Below are 26,899 nucleotides of genomic sequence, written 5' to 3'. Positions count from 1 at the left end.
AAAATAGGAAAACAATATTTGCAAGTTAGAACCAGAAGATTAGCTTTGTAAAGCTGTGCACTCTTGTTGCCGTTTTCTGTGCACTCTTAATTGCCAATTCTTGTGCAGTGTTATTTCCCGATTACAATCTCGGCTTTCTCCTTCGATATATCCTGACGGATAAGCCCGAACAGGCTCATATAGATATTGGCAATCCAGACAAGGGCAAAGCAAGCAATAATATATCCCCTCCAATCATCTACTAAAAGATGAAAATCGGTGAGGAAAATAAAAATGACGGTAACGTAATGGCTAAAACAATATTCGCATGTAAACAGATAGAAGAATTTCCTAACCAGGATGCTTTTGCCATTAATGCTTCTTTTTATGCAGTATTCCCGGGGTTCTCGGAAAACCTCTTCATGTGTAACCGTCCAGGCCACGCAGGCAATCGGAATCGATAGTAGGAAGAGCCACATTATTTCTTGTTGGATTGACATCAGTTAATTGATTAATGATTTGTGTAAAATATTCTGTAAAAATGACAAGGCATTGGATAGCAGTCTGCTTCCAATGCCTCATTATATATCGATTATTTTTAATCTAGTGTTCAACCAGCAGTTCATTCCCAACCATAGTGACCCCACTAGCGTTCCAGGCCATTCTTCCCGCCTCGTCTTTCTGATAGAAGGTACTTACGTGGCCATGCAGATTCACATGATTGCCCGAAACCTGAACTTTGATCTTACAGTCTTTAAGTGAAGAATTCCTTTTTATTGCTTTTTCGATAGCGGCCTTTTCAATATCGTCTCCGTGGTTAGACCTGATTTCAATGTAATTTGAAATGCCTTTTACACCAGCAAGGTTAGTGGCCGCTTTTTCAGCCGCCTCTCGCTGATAATTCCACTTTACCTTTCCGCTTAAGGTAACCCAGCCCTGTTCTACTTCAACACTTAGGTGATCATCGGGAACTTCAGAATTACCCTTGAAAGTATTGACTACATCAGCGGCAATATCGGTATCATTACTACTAGAGGCTGGGCCTAGATGGACTGTGATTTCCTCTGCTATACCTTTTACACCGGATACATTTCTGGCAGCCTCTTCAGCTTCAAGCTTTTTACGATAGCTGTCAACCGTTCCGCTTAAAGTAACAATACCGTCCTTAACCGTTACGCCGATCTCTGCGGCATGCAATAGCGGTTCCCATCTGATGGCATCCTGCACATCTTTTTGTAATTCATCGTTTTTTTTCATCTTTTCTCTGTTTTGTATCCATTACCAGTTTAAAATCCTGATGAGGATAAATATTTTTTGATATTTATTTATACATTTTCAAGAGCAATCCGACTATGAAATGCCGCATGTCTAAAAAATGAAGCTGTCAATCCGGTTACCTGTTTAAACTGTCTGGAGAGGTGTGCTACACTGCTATAATTCAATAGGTATGAAATTTCTGTAAGGTTTAATTCATCGTAAAGGATCAGTTCTTTTGCACGCTCTATTTTATGGTTAATGATGTAGTGTTCAATGGTCATCCCAGTTTCCTGCGAAAATACATTGGCCAGATAGGTATAATCATGTTCAATCTTTTCGCTGATATAATTCGAGTTCTTTACTTTAGGTAACTCTTCTGTATAATGCACCATATCTATGATGGTATTCTTGATGCGTTCAATCAGCATCTCTTTTTTGTCTACCATAAGCTCCAATCCAAACCTGATAAGAGCGGTTTTAAGTAATCTATACTCATCCTTAGTGGGAATGCTCAACATTTCTACCTCTCCCAGCACTATACTTTTATACCTTAAACCTATGGCATCAAGTTCGTTTTTTACGAGCATCTTACACGGGTTGCTAACCATATTTCTGATATGTAATTTCATAGTTGAATCGCTTATGTTGATTGAAAACTAAAAAGCACTTTGTAGGCATGCTGCCCATTAAACAAAAGTCAGTATTGAGCGCTGTTTTGAGAATGATGCCCGTCATGCGAATTATAGATGTTCATCATTAGCTTGTCCAACCTAATATATTGCTTGATTTAAGGACTATCATTAATGTTTTTTTCTAAACGTAAAGATTAAACCAAGTGTGAATCATGCAATGGTTTTCTCTAAAGATTCAACATACAAAATTATCAAACCGGCAATCTTTGATCATTGCTTTTGCCAGTCAAGAATTGATTGAAGGCATCCTTAAAAAAACCGAGCAAATCGTTTAAGATAACTTAATGATCTAAAATGTACAAATATCTACGACCTGATTTTTTAAGGTTATTAAATAATCAGCTTTTTCTCCTTTGATGAACGTCTTATATCTTCATGACCTGAATCATTTGTTAAGAGAGCAGATAGAGGGATCTTTATTGAACTAATTCCAAGAGCTGTACTGATAATCTCTAGATGCTGATGGACCGGGCGAAATATAACATTGCAAATGAAAAATAATGAAACACTTAAAAATGAAGTACTGGAGGCTATAAGGGTTGAACCATTACTTGATACAGCACAGATAAAGGTAACTGCAAATGAAGGTATAGTTACCTTATCCGGAACGGTTGATACTTATGTAAAGAAAAGAGCAGCAGAACATGTTGCTGGTAAGGTTTCCGGTGTGCATGCAGTAGTAGAAAATATCAAGGTTAAGTTCGGGCCAGATGATACAAAAACTGATGAAGCCCTGGCATCAGAGATATTTAAAACTTTAAAGTTCAGCCCCGATATAATCATGGACAGTATAAGCGTACTCGTTGAGGATGGCTGGGTTACCCTTGCGGGAGAAGTCAAATGGAGTGCCCAGAAAGAAGAGGCAGAAAGAGCAATACATCGCCTTTCAGGAGTTAGGATGATTTCCAATAACATATGCATCCGATCTGAAAGGGATGATGATGTCGAAAAAGCGGCTATCGAGAATGCACTGCTTAGAAACTGGGCCATTGATGACGAGGAAATTGAGGTTTCCGTTCTTGGAAACCAAGTTACTTTGATTGGTAAGGTACATTCCCTTTACCAGCGCAACACTGCGGAACGGATTGCCTGGAATGCACCCGGTGTATGTAACGTGCATAATAAACTAACTATAGAATATGCTGATTCAATAAAAGTTGATAACATTTAGCTTAAAATAGATAACAAATGACTTAATTTTTAATCATGGCCATACAAACCATCAATCCTTTTAATAATCAGGTTATTAAAAGCTACGAGGAAATGACTCCCGATGCGGTAGAAATCGCAATTTCCATTGCAGATTAAGCATTTCAGCATTGGAGGAAGACTCCATTTTCGGAACGTGCAACGCTGCTGCACAAAGTTGCAGACCTCATGCGTAGGCAAAAAGATATCCTTGCCAAACTCATTACCCTTGAAATGGGAAAACTGATTGCACAGAGTTATGGAGAAATTGCCCTAAGTGCAAATATTGTAGATTACTATGCGGACAATGCTGAAACTTTTTTGGAAGACCAGCGTCTTGAACCGGAATATGGGGAAGCATACATCAAGAGTGCACCAATAGGCGTGTTGCTTGGAGTAGAGCCTTGGAATTTCCCGTTTTATCAGGTTGCCCGTTTTGCAGCACCCAATATCATGGCGGGAAATGTAGTGCTGGTGAAACATGCCAGTAATGTTCCTCAATGTGCGCTGGCTATCCATTGGCTTTTTGAGGAAGCTGGGGTGCCAGAAGGTGTTTACACCAATCTTTTTCTAAGTGGAAGCCGCATCGATGAGGTTGTGGCTGATGATCGTATAAAAGGTGTCTCTCTTACCGGAAGTGAAGCAGCAGGCACAAGCATTGCTGCCGCAGCCGGAAAAGCACTTAAGAAATCTGTTCTTGAACTTGGTGGCAGCGATGCTTTCATCGTTCTTGCTGATGCAGACATCGATCAGTCGGTAGACTGGGCAGTGATCGGAAGAATGAACAATACCGGCCAATACTGCGTTGCGGCAAAAAGGATCATTGTGGTGGAGGAAGTTGCGGATGAATTTCTGGCTAAATTCAAAGCCAAACTGAGCGGACTAAAAGTAGGAGACCCAATGGATAATGAAACCCAGCTCGGGCCATTAAGCTCTGAAGGTGCCGTAATCAATCTAATCGAACAGGTTCAACTGAGCGTAAGTGCAGGGGCAAAGGTTATGCTGGGAGGGAAATTGATCGATCGACAGGGAGCTTTTATTGAAGCCACTATTTTAGGTGATATCAAGCCAGGAATGGCTGCGTACCACGAAGAGTTATTCGGGCCTGTTGCAGCTTTTTACAGGGTAAAAGATGAACAGGCGGCAATTGATCTGGCCAATGATTCGCCATTTGGACTAGTTGGAAGCATCTTTACCAGCGATATTGAAAAAGGCAAACGCCTGGCCGAACAGATAGATACCGGTATGGTTTTTATCAACCATCCCACCTGGACACAGGCTGACCTTCCTTTTGGTGGTACCAAGGGTTCCGGATACGGAAGGGAGCTTTCCAGTCTGGGTGTACAGGAATTTGTAAACAAAAAACTGATTAGGGTTAGTGCGCTAAGCGATCCATTTTAATATCACCTGTAAATAGCAATGTCTTTCCCGATCCTGAAATATTTTAAAACAGGGTAGGGAAAGGCATTTTTTATTTAAAAATTTAGAAGCTGATCGAGAAATCGACCTTTAAAAGGAAATAATCTAATAATATGAAAAACTGCTTGTATTCGATCTTTGATTTTACGCTTGCCTTAAGGAAATCATTTATTGATAACCAGGTGAGCCAATTATTGGGCAGATTGCTATGATAAACAGAAACCAGATGCATGCTCTGCAGATGTAGACATGTTTTTTGTAGTCTATGTATCGATTATGGCCTTATTAATTCCATTTTTCACTATTCTTTAGTTTTGGTTTTTTGCTGCTTCTGCTCCTGTTTTCTGAAATATCCGCGGAAGAGAAAACTATGCTTGGTAGCATCCATCAGATCAGCGAATCCATCAGTTCCTTTCTGCATGTTATCTAAGCTATTACCAAGTTTTATCGTAAAAGATGAATCTCTTAGTAGGGCATGCAATGGCCCTTTACCATAATTTATTTCATAATCAATTCCTTTCACCATATCACCAAGCTGTCCTGTAACCTTTTTGGTATTTCCTGCTGTAGCTTTGAAATCGGCGACTGCATATTTGAGATCAGCTGCAAGCAGAGTGTCGGTCAATAGGAGCCCGGCGGTACCTTTTCCCCTGCGAATATTGCCGACGAGTGTATTTAATCCATAACTCATCTGGTTGGCATTTTTTGTGGCCATATTGATTTCGTTAAGCGAGGATTTTAGGCTTAGGCCAATTGCGGGATCATTCATCAGGTTGAAAATTTCACTGGTATCTAAGCGAAGAACGGTTTCTTTTAGCGCCTTGGCTATCGCAGCCACATCGTTATTAGTCTTTGAAAGGGTTTTCAGCATCTCATCGGTGCTTACCAGCTTCTGTGCATCCAGCATATCTCCTTCAGAAATTTTTTCGCCGGGCAATTTTACGGGTTCAATATTGATCACTTTGTTGCCCATTAGTCCTTCGGTTCCTATCGCTGCCTGTGCATTTTTGTGGATGTAGGGACGTACCTCGCTATTGATCTGCATGGTCACCTCAATGGTGGTATCATTAACCATATCAATGCTTTTTACCGTTCCTGCCTGAATGCCTGAGAATAAAACATTGTTACCTTCCATCAATCCATTAAGGTTATTAAAGCGTGCTTTAATTTCAAAGTCCCTTCCAAATAAATTGCGGCTTCGGCCTATCATATAAAATGAGAATACCAGTACCATTAAGCCCGCTAGGACGAAAATTCCAAGTTTGATATTTTTTCCTTCTGTCTTTGCCATAATGTTTACTGAAAAAATTGATTGATTTTAGGGTCGCTCGAACTTTCGAGCGTTTTGTATGTGCCGTCCGCGTAACATTTGCCTTCTAAAAGGAGAACAACGCGGTCTGCGATATTTTTCACACAGTTCATATCGTGTGAAATAATGATGGAGGACGTCTTGTATTTTTTTTGAAGGGTAAGGATCAGTGAATCGATTTCTCTGGCTGTAATTGGATCAAGTCCCGTTGTCGGCTCATCATAAAGGATGATTTCTGGTTTTAGGATCAGTGTTCTGGCCAGGGCAATCCTTTTGAGCATGCCTCCTGAAAGTTCGGCTGGCATCATATCCGAAGTATGGGTCAGTCCAACATTTTCAAGGGCCTCCTTTACCATTTTGCCAACTTCAGCTTCTCCAAGGTTGTTCCAGTGCCGGCGAAGTGGAAATTCTAAATTCTCCCTAACCGTCATTGAATCATAAATTGCATTGGCTTGAAATAGAAAGCCGATCTTCGTCCGTGCCGTTGCGAGTTCGTCCTCATCCATCATTGTAATATCTTCTCCAAAAACCAGAATCTTACCTTTGTCGGGTTTTAAAAGTCCGATAATGCATTTAATCAATACTGATTTTCCTGCTCCGGATTTTCCGAGTACCACTACGTTTTCTTCTCTTTTTACGCTAAGGGAAAAATCTTCCAGGACTACGTTCTCTCCGAATTTTTTGTATAGGTTTTCGATGACGATGACCGGCTCGCTTATTGGCTGATGGTATTGTGTTGGTTGAACTGCTGTTGTTTCTTTATCCATATCCATCAATTTAAACCCAGCAGATTGGTCAGTTGAACGGTAAGCAGATCCAGAATGAATATTAGTACAGAAGAAAGTACGACCGCAGAATTGGCGGAACGTCCTACGCCTTGAGTACCCTTTGTAGAGTTAAAGCCTTTATAGCATCCAACCAGGCCTACCGCAAAACCGAAGAAAATGGTTTTGATTACAGCCGGAAGTACATCGCTATAGCTTAAGCTTTCAAACACCTGAACAAAAAAGAACCTGATATTGGTTACCGATTTAATGTTCACGCCAATGTATGCACCGAAGAGCGAAATTGCATCTCCAAGAATAGTCAATATAGGAAGCATCAGGCTGGTCGCGATTACCCTTGTGGCTACCAGGTATTTAAAGGGATTTGTCCCGCTTACATCCATCGAATCGATCTGCTCTGTTACTTTCATCGAGCCCAGTTCTGCGCCGATACTGCTGCCGATTTTCCCAGCAAAGATCAATGCAGTGATCACCGGACCTATTTCCCTTACAATGGCAATGCCCACCATAACAGGAAGTTCAGACTGTACTCCGTAGCTCACGAGTGATGGCCGGAGCTGCATGGTCAGTACCAGTCCCATAATAAAACCTGTCAGTCCGACCAGTGGAAATGACTTATAGCCAATTAAATAGCATTGTACCAGAAGTTCTTTAACCTCAAACTTAGGTTTAAGCCCATGCGAGAAAAAACGCCCCGCAAACCTGGAGATCTGCCCGGTTTGGTCCAAAAAATCTTTTGCCTCTGAAATTATTGACATATTTGACTTTGTTAAATGGGAACGAAGATATTAAGCCCTCTTTTCCAAGAATTATTAGATGGATGCTTTATTGCCTATTTACAAAAGATCCTGCTGCAAAATTCCATTTTTGGCAGGCTAAAACGTTATCCAATTCTTTTGATATATTATATGATTCACACTTATGTATTGTTTTATTACGCAGGCGGTGTTTCGAGATTACTGGTTTGCTATTAAAGAAGCCGCCATGGGTTCGTCCAGGTTATAAATATCATTTCTGAAGTTCAGGACATTGTTGCGGTCACAAAATGCTGTCAAGTAGGCAATATAAACAGGGACCTGCTGTGATAAGGCTACGTACCGTTCTCTGCCTAAATGCATTGCGTCCAAAATTCTTCCCTTATTCCAGTTCTTTTGGTTAGCCAGTAAAAATTCTGCAAGTTTCACAGGCTCCATTACCCTGATGCAGCCATGACTGAAAGCCCGCTCAGTTTCACCAAAAAGGGATTTGCTAGGTGTATCATGCATGTAAATGTTGTAGCTGTTGGGAAACATAAATTTTACAAGGCCAAGGGAGTTCCTTTTGCCAGGTCTTTGCCTTACAACAGGTATCTTATTTCGGTAAGCGGTTATTTCCATATCGTGTTTTGATAGGTAATCGTGATCCTTTCGCATGCCCGGAAGAACCTCCTTTATGACTATGCTTTCCGGAATGTTCCAGTAAGGACTGAACACAATATGTTTTAGCTCGCCAAAAAAAACGGTTGTTCTGCTCCAGCTTTGCCCTACCACGACATTGCAGCTCCAAAGCAAACTGTCGCCACGGTACACATGTAGTTTATATTCAGGAATATTGACCGCTAGATAATCACCATCTGAACGCACAGGAAGCCATCTGCAGCGTTCCATATTGACTATAATCTGCTTAATGCGCTGCTCCAAAGGAATATTAAGCTGGGCAAAAGTATCCGGACCCAATAAGCCATCCTCTTTTAAACCGTGCCTTTGCTGAAAATGTTCCAAACTTTCGATAAGACTCTGATCATATCTGGTACTCAGTGTATCGCCATTATGATCGCCAAGCTTTAAAAGCCGCTGCCTGATCTGGGCAATTACTTGCGCAGAATCACCCGGTTTTAAAGGTCTTAGGCTGTCAAGAAGTACCGGCCAGGCTTGAGTAGATAGGTCTCTGTATTTTTTAAGAAATGATTTTAGCAGTTCATACTGTCTGTAAACAGGTTCAGTGAACAATCCTATGGTATCCTGTTCACTAAGTAAACTATCCAGTAGCTGCGCATAAACTATTTTTTTTCGTGGGATGAACCAGCCCGCGGTGGTGCTCAACGAGTCGTCCTGTCCCTGCCAGGCTATTTTGGAAAACAGAAAATATTGCGCAGTAAGCATCAGCTCGGTGGTGGGGTTTGGCTTGAGTTTTTTAGTGCCTTCTATTGAGCTGTTCACAAGGGAGTCCAGTACCTTTAGATAAGGAGATTTTTGATAGATGCCCTCCTCATTTATGTTTAGCACACGGCTACTAAGGTTATGCGCCTGAAAATTTAATCTGCCTTTATCATACCATGCATAAGAGAATCTTCTTTTTCGGTAGAAATCCACAAGTGCAGGCTGGTAAGTTGCAAGTTTTGGGTAGCGTGAAAAAAAAGTCTTCACATTCAAGCTATCAAAAATGACAAGTTTTTGATCGCTGAATTTTCCCGCCACGGAAAGCGAATCTGTACTGGACTGCTCTGTTTTTGTTTGCGCTCTGCAGCTCAGCATTACAGAAATCAGGATGACCGGGCACAAAGCCGTGTACAGGTATTTAAATAAGCGGTCTCTTTTGAATTTCATCTTTAGGGATTTTGGATAATGGAATAAGCATTCCTTTTCCGATGGAATTAATAAGCAGCCCGATGGCTTTGTGAGCCGATCGAGCTGTAGTAGAATAACAATATGGATTTGCAATATCCGGTTTTCAGATTGCTGCATGTTATCTTATTATCCGCATATTTTGCATGATTCACACTTTTCCTTTTCGTTGCCTTGTCTGGAATCACCCATATACTTGACCGTCATCATTGTGCTGTATCTTAGGATTCACCAGTTTTGTATTTCAAAAGATAACACATTGAAACCATTATCATTTTTAAGACCGCCGTTAGGCAATAGATTATGATCACTTCATCACCATTAAAAACCAAAGAATACTTAGATGAAAAAAATACTTATTGCCACCGATTTTTCAGTTGCTGCGGACGATGCCGCCCGATATGCCATTGAGCTTGCTCACGCGATTAGGACTGATACCATATTGCTCAATGCTGCGGCAGTTACCACAGACTCTCCGGTGGAGATTCTATGGCCAATGGAAGATTATCAGACGCTCATCAAGCGTACGGATAGCCGCCTAAAAGATCTTTCAGAAACCTTACTGGAACTGATGTCTGCTGCCTCGGAAAATGTTAATGCCTTACCAAAGATCGCCATAAAGTCCGATCTGGGCTCCGTTACCGAACTGCTAAAGAAAACTGTTGAGCAAGAGGGAATAGGTCTTGTAGCGATGGGACTTTCTGGGGCGGGGAATATGAAACGATTAATCCTGGGGAGTAGCAGCCGTGATGTAATAGATTCCGGTGATTATCCAGTACTACTGATCTCAAAAGGCATGGATTATAAACCCATCCAAAAAATCGCCTTCGCAACTGATCTTTGTCTTGATGATATGGAATGCATACAATCAATTGCTTCTTTTGCTGGTCTGCTTAATGCGGAATTGCTTATTGTCCACGTAATTGGGCGAAACATTGATAAGGGTATGACTGGGCGTATTAACGCTTTTATGAGTGAGCTTAAAAATAAGATAAATTACGACCGTGTTTTTTATGAGAATGTATACCAGGTGAAAGTTGAAGATGGCCTAGGATGGTTAAAAGACCATGGAAAAACGGATTTATTGGTGATGGTTCACCGCAGGCATGGCTTTATGAATGATTTTGTAAGCGGAAGCCATGCCCAAAAGATGGCGCGACAGACCAAGATTCCCTTACTGGTAATGCCCGAAGGTTATCTTGGAACGCTCTGCTAGTCAGTTGCAGTATCTAAATTTAATATTTCCCATAACGTACCATTGCCAATGTCTTTTGTCATCTGAGCCAGTGATCTGGGTCATGGCCTATGCTTTTTGATTGACGTATATTTACGGGATAATAGAATCATATCATGAGAGGTAAAACAGTCATTATTACTGGTGGCGCATCCGGAATCGGAAAAGCGGCAGCCGGATTATTTGCAGATGCCGGAGCAAACTTGATCATTTCAGACATCGATAAGCTTCAGGGAGATCTCTTGGTCGAAGAAATCTTTTCGAAAGGAGGTATTGCCACTTTTTACAAAACGGATGTTGCAAACCCACAGCAAATGGAAGCTTTGGTTCAGTATGCGGTAGATACTTATGGAAAACTCGACATAGCGGTTAATAATGCAGGTATCGGAGGCGAACAGAATACCATCACAGAGATGAGCCTGGAAGGCTGGCAGAAAATAATATCAATTAACCTTAGCAGTGTTTTTTATGGAATGAAATACCAGATTGCAGCAATGCTGAAAAACGGCGGAGGCAGCGTGGTCAATATCTCTTCCATACTAGGGGCAGTAGGTTTTGCTAGCTCCGCAGGATATAGCGCGGCAAAGCATGGCATCATCGGACTGACTCAGACTGCCGCATTAGAATATTCTGCGCAGAATATCCGCGTTAATGCCGTTGGTCCGGGTTTTATCTATACACCCTTGCTGAATGCGCTGGACGCTAAAATGAAAAATCAGCTGATTGCTATGCATCCTATAGGCCGTTTGGGCAAAAGTGCTGAAGTGGCAGAGCTGATATTATGGCTTGGAAGCGAAAAAGCCTCATTTGTAACAGGAAGCTACTATCCGATTGATGGCGGTTATCTTTCCAAATAACATTTATCAAGCATAGGTTCATCCAAACAGAATGGAGTATATAGATTACTATCAGTTGCTCGGTATTACCAAGGCAGCAACAGCAGCCGAGGTTAAAACTGCTTACCGAAAATTTGCCCGCAAGTACCATCCGGATCTTAATCCTGATAATAAAGAGGCCGAGCAGAAATTCAAAGCCATCAACGAGGCCAACGAGGTTTTAAGCGATCCGGAAAAACGTAAGAAATACGATAAATATGGAAAAGACTGGAAAAATGCCGAACAATTTGAAAAAGCAGGACAACAACAGCAACAACAAAGCTACGGAGGGCAGAACGCTAAACAATCGTTCGGAGCTGATGATTTTTCTGAATTCTTCGAATCCATGTACGGAGCTGGGAACCGTGGCAGACAGACCAAATTTCGCGGACAGGATCTTAATGCGGAAGTAAAACTGAAACTAAGGGATGTTTATGAAAGTCGGAAACAAACCTTAACGGTAAATGGTAAGCAGATTAGATTGACTTTCCCTGCCGGAATAGAAAATGGCCAGGTCATCAAGATAAAGGATCATGGCATCCCCGGAGCCAATGGCGGGCCTAACGGAGATCTTTACATCACATTTGTGGTTGAAAACAATACGCTGTTTAAAAGAAACGGAAATAATCTGTATCTTGATGTTGACCTTGACCTTTATAAAGCAATGCTGGGCGGGGAAATACTGATCGAAACTTTCACAGGAAAAGTAAAATTAAAAGTGGCACCCGGTACGCATAGTGACACAAAAGTAAAACTGAAAGGCAAAGGTTTTCCCATTTATAAAAAGGATAACCAGTACGGGGATCTTTACATCAACTTCAATGTTAAACTCCCGTCGGATCTTTCCGATCGGGAAAAGGAATTATTCACCGAGTTAAGCAACATCAGAAATGAAAACTGAGCATTTAGTATCATTGGAAATATTCTGTCTACACAATGAAGTAGAACTTTCCTTTATTTATCGGCTGCATGAATTCGGTATCGTAAACTTGTTTAAAATATCACAGCAGGATTACCTTTTAAGGGATGAACTTGCCGATCTGGAAAAAATGATCCGTCTGCACCATGAGCTTAATATAAACCTAGAAGGGTTACATGCCATAAAAGGACTGTTGGAACAAATTGCGCTGTTAAAGCATGAATTGAAAAACGCAAATAACAGAATTTTTCCTTGATTTACCCCATTCTTTTTTCGTTAAATATTTGTATTCTTTAATCTTAACGCGTTAAGGATTACAGAAACCGAACTCAAGCTCATTGCCAAAGCGGCAACCATTGGTGAAAGCAGTATTCCGGAAAATGGATATAAGATTCCTGCTGCAACGGGTATGCCAAGAATATTATAACCAAGGGCAAACAGCAGGTTGACTTTTATATTTGACATTACCTTTTTGCTCAAGGCTCTGGCTTTCACAATACCCGAAAGGTCTCCATTGATCAGGGTGATGGAAGCACTCTGGATTGCCACATCAGTCCCGGTACCCATGGCGATTCCGATATCTGCCTGTGAAAGTGCTGGTGCATCATTAATTCCGTCTCCCGCCATAGCTACCTTTTTGCCAGATGCCTGTAGCTTTTTAATTTCCGTTAGTTTATCTTCAGGAAGCATTTGGGCTTGAAATCCATCTAAATGAAGATTCTCGCTCACTGCCTTTGCTGTATTACTATTGTCGCCGGTATACATGATCACTTTTAGTCCTTCGTTCTGAAGGCTCCAGATCGCTGATCTGCTGGTGGGTTTGATCTGGTCTGAAATTACCACAAATCCTGCAGCCTGCTTATTAATGGATAGATATGAAACGGTTTTGCCCGCTTTCTGTTCAGCGCTTACCATTTCTTGAAGATCTGCTGCGATAGCTATGCCGAGCTGATCCATCAGACTTTTATTTCCGAGCGCGAGTTGATCCGTGCCGAGTTTGCCTGTAACTCCTTTACCAGATACTGCTTTAAAAAGATTGATAGGTTCTGCTGCAATGCCTTTTTCTGCGCCGTATTTCATGGTAGCCCGGGCAAGCGGATGTTCGCTACTGCTGTTCAAAGCAACTATTTTCCTGAGTAGATTTTCCTCTCCAACATGTGGATCAACACTGACCACACGCTCTACCGATGGCCTACCTTCTGTTAAGGTACCCGTTTTATCGATGATGAGTACATCTATCGAATTCATTTTTTCCAGTGATTCTGCATCTTTAATCAGAATACCCATTTGGGCACCTTTGCCAATCCCTACCATCACCGACATCGGTGTAGCAAGCCCCAACGCGCAGGGGCAGGCAATGATCAATACTGAGATTGAATTTACCATAGCGTAAACGTACGCAGGTTCGGGTCCGTAGATTGCCCAGACGATAAATGTTATCAAAGAAATCATTACGACAATAGGTACGAAATAACCTGAAAGCCTATCTGCAATCTTTTGGATTGGCGCCTTTGATCTGCTCGCTGTATTGACCATTTCGATGATCCTGGAAAGCAATGTTTCAGAACCGATTTTTTCTGCGGTCATGATAAATGTAGTATTGCTATTGATCGTCCCCGATCGTACCATATCGCCAGAGTTTTTATCAATAGGTAAAGGTTCGCCAGAGATCATGGATTCATCAATCGTTGCATCGCCCTCTTTAATGCTGCCATCAACCGGAATTTTTTCTCCTGGCTTTACCCGGAGCAGGTCACCTTTTACAATCTCAGTTATACTAACTGTAGTTTCCTTGTTGCCGACAATTTTTGTTGCTGTAGCAGGAGCCAGTTTTAACAGTTCCTTAATCGCTGTGGTGGTTCTTTGATGTGCTTTTGCCTCCAGTAGCTGCCCCAATAGTGCCAGGGTAAGTATAACCGTTGCTGCCTCAAAATAAACATAAACCGTACCTTGATGTGTTCTGAATTGATGCGGGAAGATTGCTGGAAAAAAAAGTGCAACCAGGCTAAACAGCCATGCTACCCCAGCGCCAAGGGCGATAAGGGTGAACATATTCAGTTTCCAGCTTATAATGGACTTCCAAGCCCGCTGAAAAAACATCCATGTGGCATAAAAAATTACTGGCAGGGAGAATGCCAGCTCCACAATATTCCAATATTTAAGGTCCATGATCTTGAAAAGCGGGTTTGCCGGTATCATTTCTGACATTGAAATCAAAAAAACCGGCAAGGTAAAGGATACAGCCACCACGAATTTTTTTCTGAGTACAGTATAGCCATCATCCTTCTGGTCTTCTCCGTTTTCTACCTGGATAAGATCCATTCCACAAATAGGGCAGGCCCCTGGTGAATCCCTGATAATGTCAGGATGCATCGGGCAGGAGTACTGTGCGGGGCTGCTTTTTAGATCAGGTGCTTTAATCAGGTCCATCCCACATACAGGACAGTTTCCGCTATGCACATAGGTCTTTTCTCCCTCGCAATGCATAGGGCAATAATAATTGCCCTCAGAATTGGTCTTAATGCTGCTTGTTGTTTTGTAATCAGGCTGGGGATGACCAGTTTGTTTAGATATACCATGGATGACATCGCCTTTTATGATTGTGTAATTGCCTGCTTTTGAAAGTGCTTTTTGAAGTGTGCCTATGGTAATGGAATTACTCATGGTAATTGTTGCAACTGGAGGAACTAGGCTAACAACTGAAGATACCCCATCAATTGCATTCAATACATCTTCAACTTTTTTACGGCAGCCATTACAGCTCATCCCTTCAATATGGTAGGTGTGTTTCATGTCCAATTTTGGCTTGCTTACATTTCTCTGGCAGAATTTTTTTAAAAACAACTATTTTTTACATCTCGTTTTTTCATTCCTTGCCAGCGGAGACCATTATAAAGATTGGGTTATATCCATAAAAAAGGTTACACAATTTCCAAAATTGTTTATATCATTCTATCGTAGATAAATAAACCGTTGATGGGTTTTATATTTAGATAAAAACCAGAACGTTCCTAATTTTTCATTTTTGATAATCCGTTGAGATCCAGTAAAGTAATCCTGCTGCCGTTCCTGTCGATAAGTTTCTCATCTCTAAAATCTGAAAGTGTGCGGCTTACCGTTTCGGTAGCCATACAGGCCATCGCAGCAAGATCCTCCCTTGAAATGGTAAAGAAATCATTTTTTATATCCTTATTGTATAGCTTCACAAGTGTGACAGCCATTTTTTTTCTGACAGAATGATACGCCAGTTGCAAGAGCTGATCTTCTTTTTCACGGTTATCTCTGGAAAGGAGGTGGATAAACTTTCTTGCGACTTCAGGATAAAGACTGAAAACACTTTCCATCTGCTCCGTAGGGATCAGGCAGAGCAGGCTATCTTCTATTGATGTTGCGGTATCGGCATAAGTGCTTCCACTGAGTACCGAATTTATCCCGATGTAATCCCCTTTGCTGTACATTCCGGTCATCAATTCACGTCCATCTTGCGCCAGTTTTATCGTTTTAACTTTACCGTGGGTAATTAGGTACAGCCCTTTTCCATGATCATCCTCATAATAGATGACCTGATTTTTTTTAAACTCCCTGCTCTTTTTACCCTCAATAATCTTATTGAATTCTGCTAAGCCATCTGTTTTTGCCACGAGAACCTTAAATTCTTCAGAATTAACTTTATGTGAGTATTCAGCAAGTGCTTTTTTTCTTAAGCGGATATCGATTGCGTTTAGTAATTCCATATCATCAAATGGTTTGATAAGATAATCATCTGCGCCAAGTTCCATTCCCTTTCTTAGGTCTGCATGTTCTGCCTTTGCGGTCAGGAAAATAAAAGGTATTCCCGAGGTTTCTACATGCTTGTTAAGCATGTACAGTACGCCATATCCGTCTAATTCAGGCATCATAATGTCACATAAAATAATATCAGGATTATTTTTTATTGCCATATCAACTCCGATTTTTCCATTTTTTGCCTCAAATACGGTATAAAGAGCCATTTCTAGAATTTCTACCACGTTTGCACGGATGGCATCATGATCTTCAATGATCAGTACTTTTTTGCTCATGGTTATAGGTTTGTGGAAATGTTAGTGTAAATAAGGTACCCTTGTTAATTCTGCTCTTAAAACTGACCTTTCCATTCATCAGGCCAGTATATCTGGAAAGTATGCTCAAACCAAGCCCATTACCGGAAATATTGCCGGTGTTATGTGCCCTGAAAAATGCTTCGAAAAGATGCTTATGATCGCTATCTGGAATCCCAATTCCATTATCGCAAATTCTGATGGTACAGTTATTTTCGTTAATCTTTGTATAAAACTGGATTTTGCTTTCCGTTCCGGAATATTTTATAGCATTGTCAATGAGGATTACTATACAGTTTTTTAGCAGGTTCTGATCCAGGTTGATCATCAACCCCGGCCCTCTGTGCTTAAAAATAATCTTCTGTTTTCCCTTGAGTGTTATCTTCATTTCTCCAGTAATTTCTTCTGCCATTTCTGAAAGGTTAAAATGGCTGATTTTTGGCCGTATCATTCCCGAGTCCAGTTTTTCCAGCGAGAGAAAATCATTTAGAATTGCCGTAATATTCAGTACCGCATCTTTGATCTTAACAACATGTTTTCCTATGTTTTTCTGGTCAAGGTTTTCTGCATACCGATCAATTAGCGATGCAGAAAGCTGTACCATACTTAAAGGTGTACGGAATTCATGTGAGGCAATAGATACGAAGCGGCTCTTAAGCTGGCCTAATTCTTTTTCCTTATTCAGTGAAAGGTTCAACTCATCCTGGGTTTTCTGTAGTGTTTTTACACTCGTTCTAAGCGAATGTGTTCTTTCTTCAACTTGTTCCTCCAGCAAGGAGGCATAATCTTGTAATTTTCCTTCAGCTTCCTTTTCACGCGTAAGATCGTGAATAAAGCCAGCGTAAATAATTCTTCCCGAATACTTTACCTCACTCACGCCGAGCCGAAAAGGAAAATAGCTACCATTTTTTTTCATACCGATAAGTTCTCTTCCAATTCCGATAATGCTTGCATTCCCTGTTTTCTTATATTGGAAAAGATAGCCATCATGGAGGGTTCTGTCGGGTTGTGGCATAAGTACGGATATATTCCGGCCAATAACCTCTTCAGCAGCATATTGAAAAAGCTTACATGCCGAAGGGTTTATGGATTCAACAATCCCATGATCATCTATGGTAATCAGGCCGTCTATTGCATTTTCAATGATTGCTTTCAGCAATACGGTATTTTCCATAAATTATTGATTATCAGTTAAATAATTAACTGCATAGGATAGACAATCGGCAAGGTAATTTGTTTCGTTTTATAATTTTATTGAAAATATAACCTAATAACTTTCGATCGATTTGAACAAGATAGTTAGAACTATTTGCCTATTAAATGATGAGTATCACTATTTGCTAGGTGTGTGGTCATTCGTGTTAGTCTTCAGCTAATATATTTTTGTAAAAGGGAATGTTTATTGGTCGATTCAGGTTTATGGCATTCCAAAGTGAGATATGGAGAAATATATAAAATTGACCGGTGAACAGTTTATATTGGTACTTAACTTAGGTTCCTCAAGTCTGAAATTTGCTATTTATCATCACAAAACGATGCATAGACAGTGGTCAGGAGTAATAATTGGGATAGGTAAATCGATTGGCAGTATGGAGGTAACCGATAGTCATCAGTATTCAGCATTGCCAAAAACAGAACATTACCGAAATATTGAAGATGCCGGAACAGCAATAATACATTGGCTCAAAAAAATTAAAAAATACAGTCTAATATCTGCTATTGGTTATCGCATTGTTCAAGGCGGAGCTGATCACAGGATACCAGAAATTGTTAGCGAGAAATTATTGGCAGATCTAAATGCCCTAATCTTTTTAGCTCCCAACCATCTGCCAGGCGAGCTGAGTTTAATCAATACCTTTTTATTGGAATTTCCCGACTTAAAACATGTGGTCTGTTTTGATACCAACTTTCACAAGGACATGCCAGATCACAACAAATATTATCCTTTGCCAGCTAAATACAAGGATAATGGATTGATTAGATATGGTTTTCATGGACTTTCCTATGAGTATATAATGCATAAACTACATCAGCAACATGCATTTATCGATCAGAAGAAGATTATTATCGCCCATCTTGGTAATGGCTCTAGTATGGCTGCTGTTACATTTGGAAAGGGTTTTGACACCACTATGGGCATCAGCCCAATGGGAGGTTTGGTGATGAGTACCCGCTGCGGTGACCTTGACCCTGGTGCAATCCTTTTCATGCTCAAACAGAACGATATCACCCCTGAGGAACTTGATGTTAAGCTCAGCTATGAATCAGGGCTAATAGCTATTGCAGGAACAGGTGATATGAAGGAGCTTTTAAATCTTTCGGGTGATAACCAGCAGGCAGAGGCAGCAATTAAATTATACTGCTGTCAGGCTAAGAAATTTATTGCAGCGCTCGCGGCCTCGATTGGTGGCTTAGATATACTCATTTTTACAGGTGGTATAGGAGAAAATTCACCTGAGATTAGGGAGCGTATATGCGGGGAAATGGATTTTATGGGGCTGAAAATCGACCGTTGCCTTAATCTGCGTAAGGAAAAAGTCATCTCCGATCAAAACAGCAGGGTTTCTGTGAGGGTTATGGCTACCAATGAGGAATGTATGATTGCCATGCACACCAAAAATATTTTAGCGCCTGTTGTTGATGATGAACCAACATATTCATCGCTTTCGATAGCAGAAAAACTTTAGATATTATGGAAATTAGGTATCCCCTTAAAGCAGCTTATTCCCAAAAGATTGAAAGCTTGTTAAATGCATTATCGACAGATGTTAATGATGGTTTAAGTACTGTCGAAGCTTCCTTACGCTCTAAGTATTTTGGACTTAATATTTATAAAAGCCAAAAACGCAAAAGTCTCTGGGTTATGGCCTTTGAGCAATTTAACAGTCCTATTGTTTATTTACTACTTGTGGCTGGCTTTGCCTCTTTATATTTCAAAAATCAGGCTGAGGCTGTAGCAATATTCATTGTTATTGTGGTTAACGCAATGATTGGATTCTTCATGGAACTCCAGGCCAGAATTTCCATGCGGGCTTTGAGGGATATGGACATAAGCTTTTCCAGGGTGATTAGGGGAGGTAAGTCATGTGAAATTCCATCTGAGCAGCTTACTCCTGGAGACTTGCTCTTGCTTGAGGCCGGAGATGTTGTGTCTGGAGATGGAAGAATTGTGCTTATCAACGGTCTTCAGGTTGATGAGTCTCCACTCACGGGTGAGTCTTTTCCGGTGATTAAAACGATAGAAACCTTAAATGATGATGGAACCGCTGCGGCTAAAAACATGGTATACAAAGGTACTGCGGTAATGAATGGAAATGCCAGGGTAATCATTACCGCAATAGCAGAACATACAGAGCTGGGAAAGATCAGTGAAATGGTAGGGCGTTCCACTTCGACACAAACGCCGCTTGATCTTAAAATAAGCAAACTCACCAAAAAACTTATCTGGATTACTTTGGTAATGACTGGCATCTTTGCGATTTCAGGTGTAATCGAGAGAAAACCCTGGCTCCAGATTCTAGAAACCTCTATAGCCCTTGCTGTTGCAGCATTTCCAGAGGGGCTTCCTATTGTCGCTACCGTAGCCCTTGCTTATGGTATGCTTCTAATGGCCAGAAAGAATGCCATTGTAAAAAAATTATCATCTGTAGAAACCTTGGGTGGAGTTAATGTAATTCTGACTGATAAGACAGGTACACTTACAGAAAACAAAATTTTTGTTGAAGTACTTTCCTTCCCGTCTCAAGAGCTGGACGTTTCAATAAAGAATGGACTACTTGAATTTAAGAAATCTGGCATTGAAAAAAGCCGTGAAAATTTACTGTTGCTTACGAGGATCGGAAGCCTTTGTAACAATGTGCCTTTAAATGTTTCAGATAAAGACAAAAAATCTTTCGGTGATCCAATTGAAGTCGCACTTTTAATTCTTGCCGATGCAGCCGGATATCCCGTAAAAAATACTACCGAAGAATTTAAGCGGATAGCTGAAATGCCATTCAGCTCCGAAACCAAACTTATGTGTACTTTACATAAAGGAATTGATGGTTTTTTGGTTTCGGCAAAAGGTTCAGTTGAATCCCTATTGTTAAAATGTAAAAGCATGCAGTCTGGTAACGCTATCGGTGATTTGAATAATGATGAAAGGCGAAAAATCCTTTTAAATGCGGAGAGATTATCTGCATTAGGGTTACGGGTACTAGCTTTTGCATATCTTTCTTATACTGAAAGGCCAGGAGATGATTATCTTCATGATCTGACTTATGTTGGCATGGTGGGCTTTCTAGATCCGCCCCGAACCGATATAAAAGATGCCATTAGCGCCTGCCATTCTGCAGGAATAAAAATTGTCATGATTACTGGAGACCATCCAATGACTGCTTTAAACATTGCCAAAAAGGTTGGTATAACTGCTGCAGATGACAATAAGGTAATTGCCGGGAGTGAGCTTCCTGAAATAGAATCGCTTGAAGAGGAATGGAAAGAGCGGATTCTATCTACGTCGGTATTTGCAAGAACTACACCCAAGCAAAAGCTGGAAATTGTGGATGTTTATCAAAAGGCAGGTTTTATTGTAGCGATGACTGGCGATGGAGTGAATGATGCTCCAGCGCTCAAAAAAGCTGATGTTGGTATTGCGATGGGGCTGCGTGGAACACAAGTTGCTAAAGAAACGGCCAGTATTGTGTTAAAGGATGATTCTTTCTCTTCAATTTCTCAGGCGGTGGCTCAAGGCAGGGAAATTTTTCAAAATATACAGCGATTTGTAATCTATCTGGTATCATGTAACCTCAGCGAGATTTTTATTGTTACCCTTTTAGGCTTTTTAGCAGATGGAGCCATGCTTTTTCCGTTACAAATACTATTTCTGAATATGGTTACAGACGTATTTCCTGCTCTGGCTTTAGGGCTGGGTAAAGGAGACACTACGGTTATGCAAAGACCACCCAGAGATCCTAAACTTGATATTATATCTAACCGAAACTGGCTGGTGATACTCATTTATGCACTTATTATTACCGGTTCTGTATTGTTGGCCATTTATCTTTGTAAGATATATGTTACTGCTGATGTAAGGGTACTCAATAATGTCGCTTTTTTAACACTGGCTGCCGCTCAGCTATTTCACGTTTTCAATATGTCATCACTACATTCGGGAATAGCAAAGAACGAGGTAACCAGAAACAGATTTGTTTGGCTGGCACTTCTACTTTGTTTTTTGCTCATTGCTGTTGTATACTTTTTTCCTAAGAGCCGGGCGGCGCTGAATCTAAACCTTATTTCTCATCAAGCATGGCTTACAGTCTTAATTGCCAGCATACTTCCAATATTACTGGTACAATTACATAAAATAGTATTTAAGAAAAGAGTTGTTTTAGGGCATTTTAGTAAAACCGATAACTAAGCTTATAAATATAAGCTTTGTGATAATAAACATTTATCAAGGTGAGGATTATCATGGCAGGGTAATTCTATATTAGACAATTTTACAGGTAGGCAAATAAGAAATAATTAAACGCCGTAATTAAAATATATTACAATGAAAAACTTATTAGTATTGACTGATTTCTCTTTACATGCAAAGCATGCGGCTGAATACGCATATGCACTTTGTAAAAAAATAAAGGCCGACATGATTCTCTGCAATGCAGTAATTGTACCCGCAGAGATGCCGCAAGCCGGTCTTATAATATGGCCTATGGAAGAAACTAATACGCTCGAAGATGCGAGCATGGCTGAGCTTGAAAAACTAAAGTTACACCTGAAAAAGGCAGATCAATCACACGAGCATAAGCCCAAGATTGGGGTTTTAAATCAATCAGGCTACCTTCAGGATGTGGTGGAAGGGGTAGTAGCTGACCAATTAACTGATTTTATCGTTATGGGAACTCATGGGGAGGGTTTTGAAAGCTTTATGTTCGGAAACCACACTCGCAATATGATCGACTTATTAGGTGTGCCGCTTTTACTTATTCCCTCAAAAACCAGGATTGCCCCCTTTAAGAATATTTATTTTGCTACAGATTTTAGCGATACACACGCGGATAGCGCATTTTTAAGACAGCTCATTCCTCTTGCAAGCAGCTTTAAGGCAGAAATCTTCATTGTCCACATCTCAACTCCCAAGAATGTGGCCAAAGATATATCTGAAAAAACCAAATTAATGATGATTGAATTGAGTAGTGATTTAGGCTACCCAGGCATCCATTACATCAGAATGAACCAAGAAAACGAACTTGAAGGACTAAATAAGCTTATGGTTAAACGTCCGATGGATTTGTTGGTAGTTGTTCATAGAGAGAAAAGCTTTCTCCGTGGTCTTTTAAACGGTAGTCTTTCGCAAAAGCTTGCAAAAGAACTTGATTTTCCTATGCTAATCTTTAAGGCCGTACCGGAAGCTGAACATATTGCCTGAAATTAATCAATCAATTTATCTGCACCACCTGGTTAAAATAATCATAAAATGGATTTACATATAGCCTTTCATATAGAACAATACACTAATGATGATGGCACTTTAACTGAATCGGAGTATTTAGAGCAATTTTTTAGGATAGAGGAGAAGTTCCGAATCTGGAAAAATAAGGATTTTTTAGAAAGGGCTACAGTTTTTAAAAAAGTAGCATCCTTAAGCAGAAAAAATGGTGATAGCCTTTCTGAATGGGTGGTGAGTGAAATGGGAATACTATTAGAAAACAGCGAAGTAGGTTAATACTTTGTAATACTCAAAAATTAAATTACTCTTTAAATAAAATCAAAAATGTTCTATGCAAATTATTTTCTAGGAATGGATTTCTTGTGGTGGATCTTCTGGTTCGCACTTTTGGTCTGGATATTTCTTGTTCCATATGATATTCCTGGGCAGCGAAATAAGAAGCGTTCAGCTATGCATATTCTTCAGGAGCGTTTTGCAAATGGCGCAATCGATCTAAAGGAGTATGAACGAAACAAGAAAATATTGGAGCATGACAAAATCAGCCTGTCATGATGAGATCAATAAAGTTTAGTTCAAATATTTTAAGAATTATCAAAATGAGAAACAATGAAAAATTACAGCTTGATGTACTGCAAGCCATCAAGTGGGAAGCCTTACTTCAGGCCGCAGAAATTGGCGTTATCGCACAGGATGGAATTATTACCCTAAGTGGTACAGTGGATAGCTATGCGAAGAAAACTGGAGCGGAACATGCAGCAAAAACTGTTGTAGGGGTTAAGGCTATTATAGAAAAGATAGAAGTTGATTTTGGCAGCATGGAAAAGAAGAAAGACCTCGATCTGGCCGGGGAAATCCTTGAAGCACTAAAGCTAAACCCCGAAATTCCCGCAAATAAAATCATAATAAAGGTTGAGAATGGTTTGGTTACTATTGAGGGAGAAGTGAAATGGTATACACTTAAAGAGGATATCCAAAAATTAGTTGAAGGGCTTAAAGGGGTAAAAAACTTAACCAATGCTATACAGGTAAAATCAGAAACTTCAGATGATGTAGAAAAGGTAGCCATCGAAAATGCATTACTACGGAGCTGGGCAGTCGACACTAATGAAATTGCAGTGAACGTTTTTGGCAATAGGGTTACCCTGAGTGGTAAAGTAAAATCAATTTATCAAAAGGATGAGGCCGAACGCATTGCCTGGAATGCACCGGGCGTATGGAATGTTCACAACGAATTGCTTATCGACCATGCAACCATTTGAAAAAAATAAGCCAGAAAACCATTCTTTTGACCTTGCACGGCTTTACCTCCACTCAAGGTTTGTTGTTTTGAATTGGATATCCACCCGTTATCTACTGATTGAAATTTCAAAACAAATGAACCTTTGGCCTTACCAACCGCTATTGCATTTTCTTAAAAGCATATTCAAGAATTCGAAAACATAAACTTACCGGATTATTAAAGCACAGATGACTATGAACAATTTTGGAACTGAAGGTTTATCGGATGTCCAGGTCAAGGAATCGCAGGAAAAATATGGACTAAATGTTTTAACTTATGATTCAGAAGGCGGTATTTTTTCTGTACTGCTAAAGCTCTTAAAAGAGCCTATGATCATTATTCTTTTAATAGCTTCCTCTATTTATTTCTTTAGCGGAGATTTTTCAAACGGCATATTCTTATCAATCTCCATCTTGTTTCTTTGCCTTATCACTTTGTTTCAGGATTCCAGGAGCCGAAATGCTCTGAAGAAACTCCAATCATATAATAAGCCTACTTGCAAGGTCATCCGAAAGGGTATGGTGAGCGATATCCAGACAGAATCTCTTGTAGTTGGAGACAGCATGCTCATTGAGGAAGGCTCCTCCGTTCCTGCTGATGGCATAATTTTCCATTCCAACGATTTCTCTATAAATGAATCCCTGCTAACCGGAGAGTCATTGCCCGTTTTTAAGAATACTGAATCTGCAGATAGGGGAATTTATAGCGGAACCATCGCTGAAACTGGGCTTGCTGTTGCAACTGTAACTGCTATCGGGCTCGAAACCCGTCTTGGCAAAATAGGTACAAGCCTCTCAATGATAAAAGAACAAAAGACACCTCTTGAACTACAGATCAATAGTTTTGTAAAAAAAATGGTAATTGTCGGCGCCATTGTATTTCTGATGGTTTGGGTTATCAATTTTCTACATGGCCATCTGTTTCTAGACAGTTTGCTTAAATCCCTCACTTTGGCCATGAGTATTATTCCCGAAGAAATCCCAGTAGCCTTCGCTAGTTTTATGGCACTTGGTGCCTGGCGGCTGATGAAGTTGGGCATTATCGTCAAACAGATGAAAACCGTTGAGACGCTGGGAAGTGCAACGGTAATATGTACTGATAAAACAGGCACATTGACAGAAAACCGTATGAGTCTCGATCGTGCTTATTTGCCGCATTCAGGGAAGTTTACCGATCTTAATGTTACTCCAGATACAGAGCTGCTTTTGCTGATGGAAACCGCCATGTGGGCCAGCGAACCTATCCCGTTCGATATCATGGAAATTTCCATCGTTGAGAAATACATAAAGTATTGTACCAATGATAAAAGAACAAGATTTTCAATGCGGCATGAGTATCCTTTAAGCGGGAAGCCTCCAATGATGACCCATATTCTTGAAGATAGAAACGGCAATAGGGTTGTTGCGGCCAAAGGTGCTCCCGAGGCGATCATTGAGGTCTGCCATCTCGAAAAGGATCAAAAAAAGGTAGTTTTGAAAGCAATCGAAACCTTATCCTCAAGCGGGTGTCGTGTTCTTGGCGTTGCCTCGGCAGATTTTCAGGGTACAGTCTTCCCCAAAACACAGCAGGAATTACCTATGGTTTTTAGCGGGCTTATCGCTTTTACCGACCCGCCCAAGAAGAATATCCGGTCAGTGATGAAAGATTTTTATCGGGCAGGGATAGTTGTTAAAATCATAACCGGCGATAATGCCCAGACCACTGGTTTTATAGCTCAGGAAATTGGCTTTAGGGGAGCCGGACACGGTATGAATGGTGATGAGCTGATGAAACTGAGTGATTCCGAGCTTCAGAACCAAGTCAAAGAGACACAGATTTTTACCAGGATGTTCCCCGAAGCAAAGCTTAGAATCATTAATGCGCTTAAAGCAAACGGTGAAGTTGTCGCTATGACTGGTGATGGTGTTAATGACGGGCCCGCGCTCAAGGCCGCAAACATCGGGATTGCAATGGGAAAAAAAGGAACCGAAATTGCCAAGCAGGCCGCCTCTTTGATTCTGCCGGAAGATGACCTCTCGAAAATGATAGAAGCAGTAGCGATGGGACGAAAAATTTATGCCAACTTAAAAAAGGCAATTCAATACATCATTTCGATCCACATTCCCATTATTCTCTGTGTTTTTATTCCTCTGGCATTTGGATGGCGTTATCCAAACCTGTTTTCTCCAATTCACATTATCTTTCTGGAACTTATCATGGGACCTACCTGTTCAATCATTTATGAAAATGAACCCATGGAAAAAAACGCAATGTCCCGGAAACCAAGGTTGCCTGCAGATACATTTTTTAACATTAATGAGTTATCGCTTAGTATCATGCAGGGCATTTGCATAGCCCTTGCTGCATTACTAATATATAGATATGCCATTGCATGCAGTTTTAATGAAAGTGTCGTCCGCACCATGACATTTACCGTTCTGGTGGTATCAAATATCTTTCTAACCTTGGTTAATCGATCATTCTTTTACTCCATTCTGGAAACGATAAAATATAAAAACAATCTGGTTCCAATTATTATAGCCATCACGATTTTCCTTACTTTGGCCATGATCTATATCACCCCGTTAAGCCTTTTCTTCGGCTTTTTCCACTTAAACTCCGTACAGTTATTATTGTGTTTTATGGCCGGTTTCATTTCTGTTATCTGGCTGGAAGGCTTAAAGTTCTTCATCAGATCTAAAGTTTCAGCAGCACAACTTCCAAACCTGTAATTTACTCAACCCTTATCAAGATCAATGGTAGATTAGCTTTGTGGAGGAAATGTCTGATTAATCTTGATATCGTAATGGATTTAAACCCTATGCCAAAAGTTTTATTATGCAAAAATTAAGAAAAGAGGGTAAACTTT

The 26,899-nt window shown here is 40.5% G+C and carries 21 protein-coding genes and 1 pseudogene; 13 read left to right on the top strand and 9 right to left on the bottom strand.

Annotation, left to right across the window (positions count from 1 at the left end; translation table 11 throughout):
- Nucleotides 1-248 precede the first annotated feature (248 nt).
- Nucleotides 249-443, top strand: coding sequence for a hypothetical protein (locus IEV50_RS11695; protein WP_188414398.1), 195 nt, complete (start codon nucleotides 249-251; stop codon nucleotides 441-443).
- A gap of 139 nt (nucleotides 444-582) precedes the next feature.
- Here IEV50_RS11695 and IEV50_RS11690 read toward each other — a convergent pair whose 3' ends face one another.
- Together IEV50_RS11690 and IEV50_RS11685 are read right to left on the bottom strand one after the other, a co-directional pair.
- Nucleotides 583-1,236, bottom strand: coding sequence for a BON domain-containing protein (locus tag IEV50_RS11690; RefSeq protein ID WP_188414396.1), 654 nt, complete (start codon nucleotides 1,234-1,236; stop codon nucleotides 583-585).
- Nucleotides 1,237-1,304: 68 nt separating this feature from the next.
- Nucleotides 1,305-1,865 (bottom strand): helix-turn-helix domain-containing protein, encoded by a 561-nt coding sequence (locus IEV50_RS11685; protein ID WP_188414393.1) that lies wholly within the window; start codon nucleotides 1,863-1,865, stop codon nucleotides 1,305-1,307.
- 553 nt (nucleotides 1,866-2,418) lie between these two features.
- Here IEV50_RS11685 and IEV50_RS11680 point away from each other — a divergent pair.
- Complete coding sequence (locus IEV50_RS11680) at nucleotides 2,419-3,099, top strand: BON domain-containing protein (RefSeq protein ID WP_188414391.1); 681 nt, start codon at nucleotides 2,419-2,421, stop codon at nucleotides 3,097-3,099.
- 149 nt (nucleotides 3,100-3,248) lie between these two features.
- Nucleotides 3,249-4,517, top strand: a pseudogene (locus IEV50_RS11675) (NAD-dependent succinate-semialdehyde dehydrogenase); the annotation flags it as partial.
- Between the two features lie 319 nt (nucleotides 4,518-4,836).
- Here the strand turns inward: IEV50_RS11675 and IEV50_RS11670 are convergent.
- The 4 genes from IEV50_RS11670 to IEV50_RS11655 all read right to left on the bottom strand — a co-directional run bounded on the left by IEV50_RS11670 (nucleotide 4,837) and on the right by IEV50_RS11655 (nucleotide 9,214).
- Nucleotides 4,837-5,826, bottom strand: a complete 990-nt coding sequence (locus IEV50_RS11670; RefSeq protein WP_188414390.1) for an MlaD family protein — start codon at nucleotides 5,824-5,826, stop codon at nucleotides 4,837-4,839.
- A 5-nt stretch (nucleotides 5,827-5,831) separates the two neighbouring features.
- Nucleotides 5,832-6,611: an ABC transporter ATP-binding protein gene (locus IEV50_RS11665; protein WP_188414382.1), complete on the bottom strand. Its 780-nt coding sequence runs from the start codon at nucleotides 6,609-6,611 to the stop codon at nucleotides 5,832-5,834.
- A gap of 5 nt (nucleotides 6,612-6,616) precedes the next feature.
- Nucleotides 6,617-7,387, bottom strand: coding sequence for an MlaE family ABC transporter permease (locus IEV50_RS11660; protein WP_188414373.1), 771 nt, complete (start codon nucleotides 7,385-7,387; stop codon nucleotides 6,617-6,619).
- A gap of 198 nt (nucleotides 7,388-7,585) precedes the next feature.
- Entirely contained in the window at nucleotides 7,586-9,214 is a 1,629-nt protein-coding gene (locus IEV50_RS11655) for a L,D-transpeptidase family protein (protein ID WP_188414371.1), read from the bottom strand.
- A 361-nt stretch (nucleotides 9,215-9,575) separates the two neighbouring features.
- Here IEV50_RS11655 and IEV50_RS11650 point away from each other — a divergent pair, with 361 nt between their 5' ends.
- The 4 genes from IEV50_RS11650 (at nucleotide 9,576) to IEV50_RS11635 (ending at nucleotide 12,516) form a co-directional block, all read left to right on the top strand.
- Entirely contained in the window at nucleotides 9,576-10,448 is an 873-nt protein-coding gene (locus tag IEV50_RS11650) for a universal stress protein (RefSeq protein WP_188414370.1), read from the top strand.
- A gap of 134 nt (nucleotides 10,449-10,582) precedes the next feature.
- Nucleotides 10,583-11,323, top strand: a complete 741-nt coding sequence (locus IEV50_RS11645) for an SDR family NAD(P)-dependent oxidoreductase (protein ID WP_188414368.1) — start codon at nucleotides 10,583-10,585, stop codon at nucleotides 11,321-11,323.
- A 31-nt stretch (nucleotides 11,324-11,354) separates the two neighbouring features.
- On the top strand, nucleotides 11,355-12,242 hold the full coding sequence (locus tag IEV50_RS11640; protein WP_188414366.1) for a DnaJ C-terminal domain-containing protein: 888 nt from the start codon (nucleotides 11,355-11,357) through the stop codon (nucleotides 12,240-12,242).
- The gene (locus IEV50_RS11635) at nucleotides 12,232-12,516 is read left to right on the top strand and encodes a chaperone modulator CbpM (protein WP_188414364.1); all 285 of its coding nucleotides are present in this window, start codon (nucleotides 12,232-12,234) and stop codon (nucleotides 12,514-12,516) included. The genes IEV50_RS11640 and IEV50_RS11635 overlap by 11 nt, the downstream gene beginning before the upstream one ends.
- Before the next feature lie 20 nt (nucleotides 12,517-12,536).
- Here the strand turns inward: IEV50_RS11635 and IEV50_RS11630 are convergent, their stop codons facing one another.
- The 3 genes from IEV50_RS11630 to IEV50_RS11620 all read right to left on the bottom strand — a co-directional run bounded on the left by IEV50_RS11630 (nucleotide 12,537) and on the right by IEV50_RS11620 (nucleotide 17,513).
- Nucleotides 12,537-15,053 carry a heavy metal translocating P-type ATPase gene (locus tag IEV50_RS11630; protein ID WP_188414361.1) on the bottom strand — a complete coding sequence of 839 codons (2,517 nt, stop codon included), beginning with the start codon at nucleotides 15,051-15,053 and terminating at the stop codon, nucleotides 12,537-12,539.
- 218 nt (nucleotides 15,054-15,271) lie between these two features.
- On the bottom strand, nucleotides 15,272-16,321 hold the full coding sequence (locus IEV50_RS11625) for a response regulator (protein ID WP_188414358.1): 1,050 nt from the start codon (nucleotides 16,319-16,321) through the stop codon (nucleotides 15,272-15,274).
- Nucleotides 16,296-17,513 carry a PAS domain-containing sensor histidine kinase gene (locus tag IEV50_RS11620; RefSeq protein ID WP_188414356.1) on the bottom strand — a complete coding sequence of 406 codons (1,218 nt, stop codon included), beginning with the start codon at nucleotides 17,511-17,513 and terminating at the stop codon, nucleotides 16,296-16,298. The genes IEV50_RS11625 and IEV50_RS11620 overlap by 26 nt, the downstream gene beginning before the upstream one ends.
- Nucleotides 17,514-17,778: 265 nt before the next feature.
- Between IEV50_RS11620 and IEV50_RS11615 the strand changes: the two genes are divergently transcribed.
- From IEV50_RS11615 to IEV50_RS11590, 6 genes are all read left to right on the top strand, one after another.
- A complete protein-coding gene (locus tag IEV50_RS11615; protein WP_188414354.1) occupies nucleotides 17,779-19,026 on the top strand; it encodes an acetate/propionate family kinase in 1,248 nt (415 codons plus the stop codon).
- A 5-nt stretch (nucleotides 19,027-19,031) separates the two neighbouring features.
- The gene (locus tag IEV50_RS11610; protein ID WP_188414352.1) at nucleotides 19,032-21,740 is read left to right on the top strand and encodes a cation-translocating P-type ATPase; all 2,709 of its coding nucleotides are present in this window, start codon (nucleotides 19,032-19,034) and stop codon (nucleotides 21,738-21,740) included.
- A 135-nt stretch (nucleotides 21,741-21,875) separates the two neighbouring features.
- Nucleotides 21,876-22,751 carry a universal stress protein gene (locus IEV50_RS11605; RefSeq protein ID WP_188414350.1) on the top strand — a complete coding sequence of 292 codons (876 nt, stop codon included), beginning with the start codon at nucleotides 21,876-21,878 and terminating at the stop codon, nucleotides 22,749-22,751.
- A gap of 48 nt (nucleotides 22,752-22,799) precedes the next feature.
- Nucleotides 22,800-23,048, top strand: coding sequence for a hypothetical protein (locus IEV50_RS11600; protein ID WP_188414348.1), 249 nt, complete (start codon nucleotides 22,800-22,802; stop codon nucleotides 23,046-23,048).
- A 320-nt stretch (nucleotides 23,049-23,368) separates the two neighbouring features.
- Nucleotides 23,369-24,031 (top strand): BON domain-containing protein, encoded by a 663-nt coding sequence (locus IEV50_RS11595; protein WP_188414346.1) that lies wholly within the window; start codon nucleotides 23,369-23,371, stop codon nucleotides 24,029-24,031.
- A gap of 214 nt (nucleotides 24,032-24,245) precedes the next feature.
- A complete protein-coding gene (locus IEV50_RS11590) occupies nucleotides 24,246-26,762 on the top strand; it encodes a cation-translocating P-type ATPase (protein WP_229746713.1) in 2,517 nt (838 codons plus the stop codon).
- The last annotated feature ends 137 nt before the right edge of the window (nucleotides 26,763-26,899 follow it).

The sequence above is a fragment of the Pedobacter mendelii genome (genome assembly GCF_014635725.1).
In the GTDB taxonomy this organism is placed as follows: Bacteria; Bacteroidota; Bacteroidia; order Sphingobacteriales; family Sphingobacteriaceae; genus Pedobacter; species Pedobacter mendelii.
This window is presented reverse-complemented; position numbering and strand designations above follow the sequence as displayed.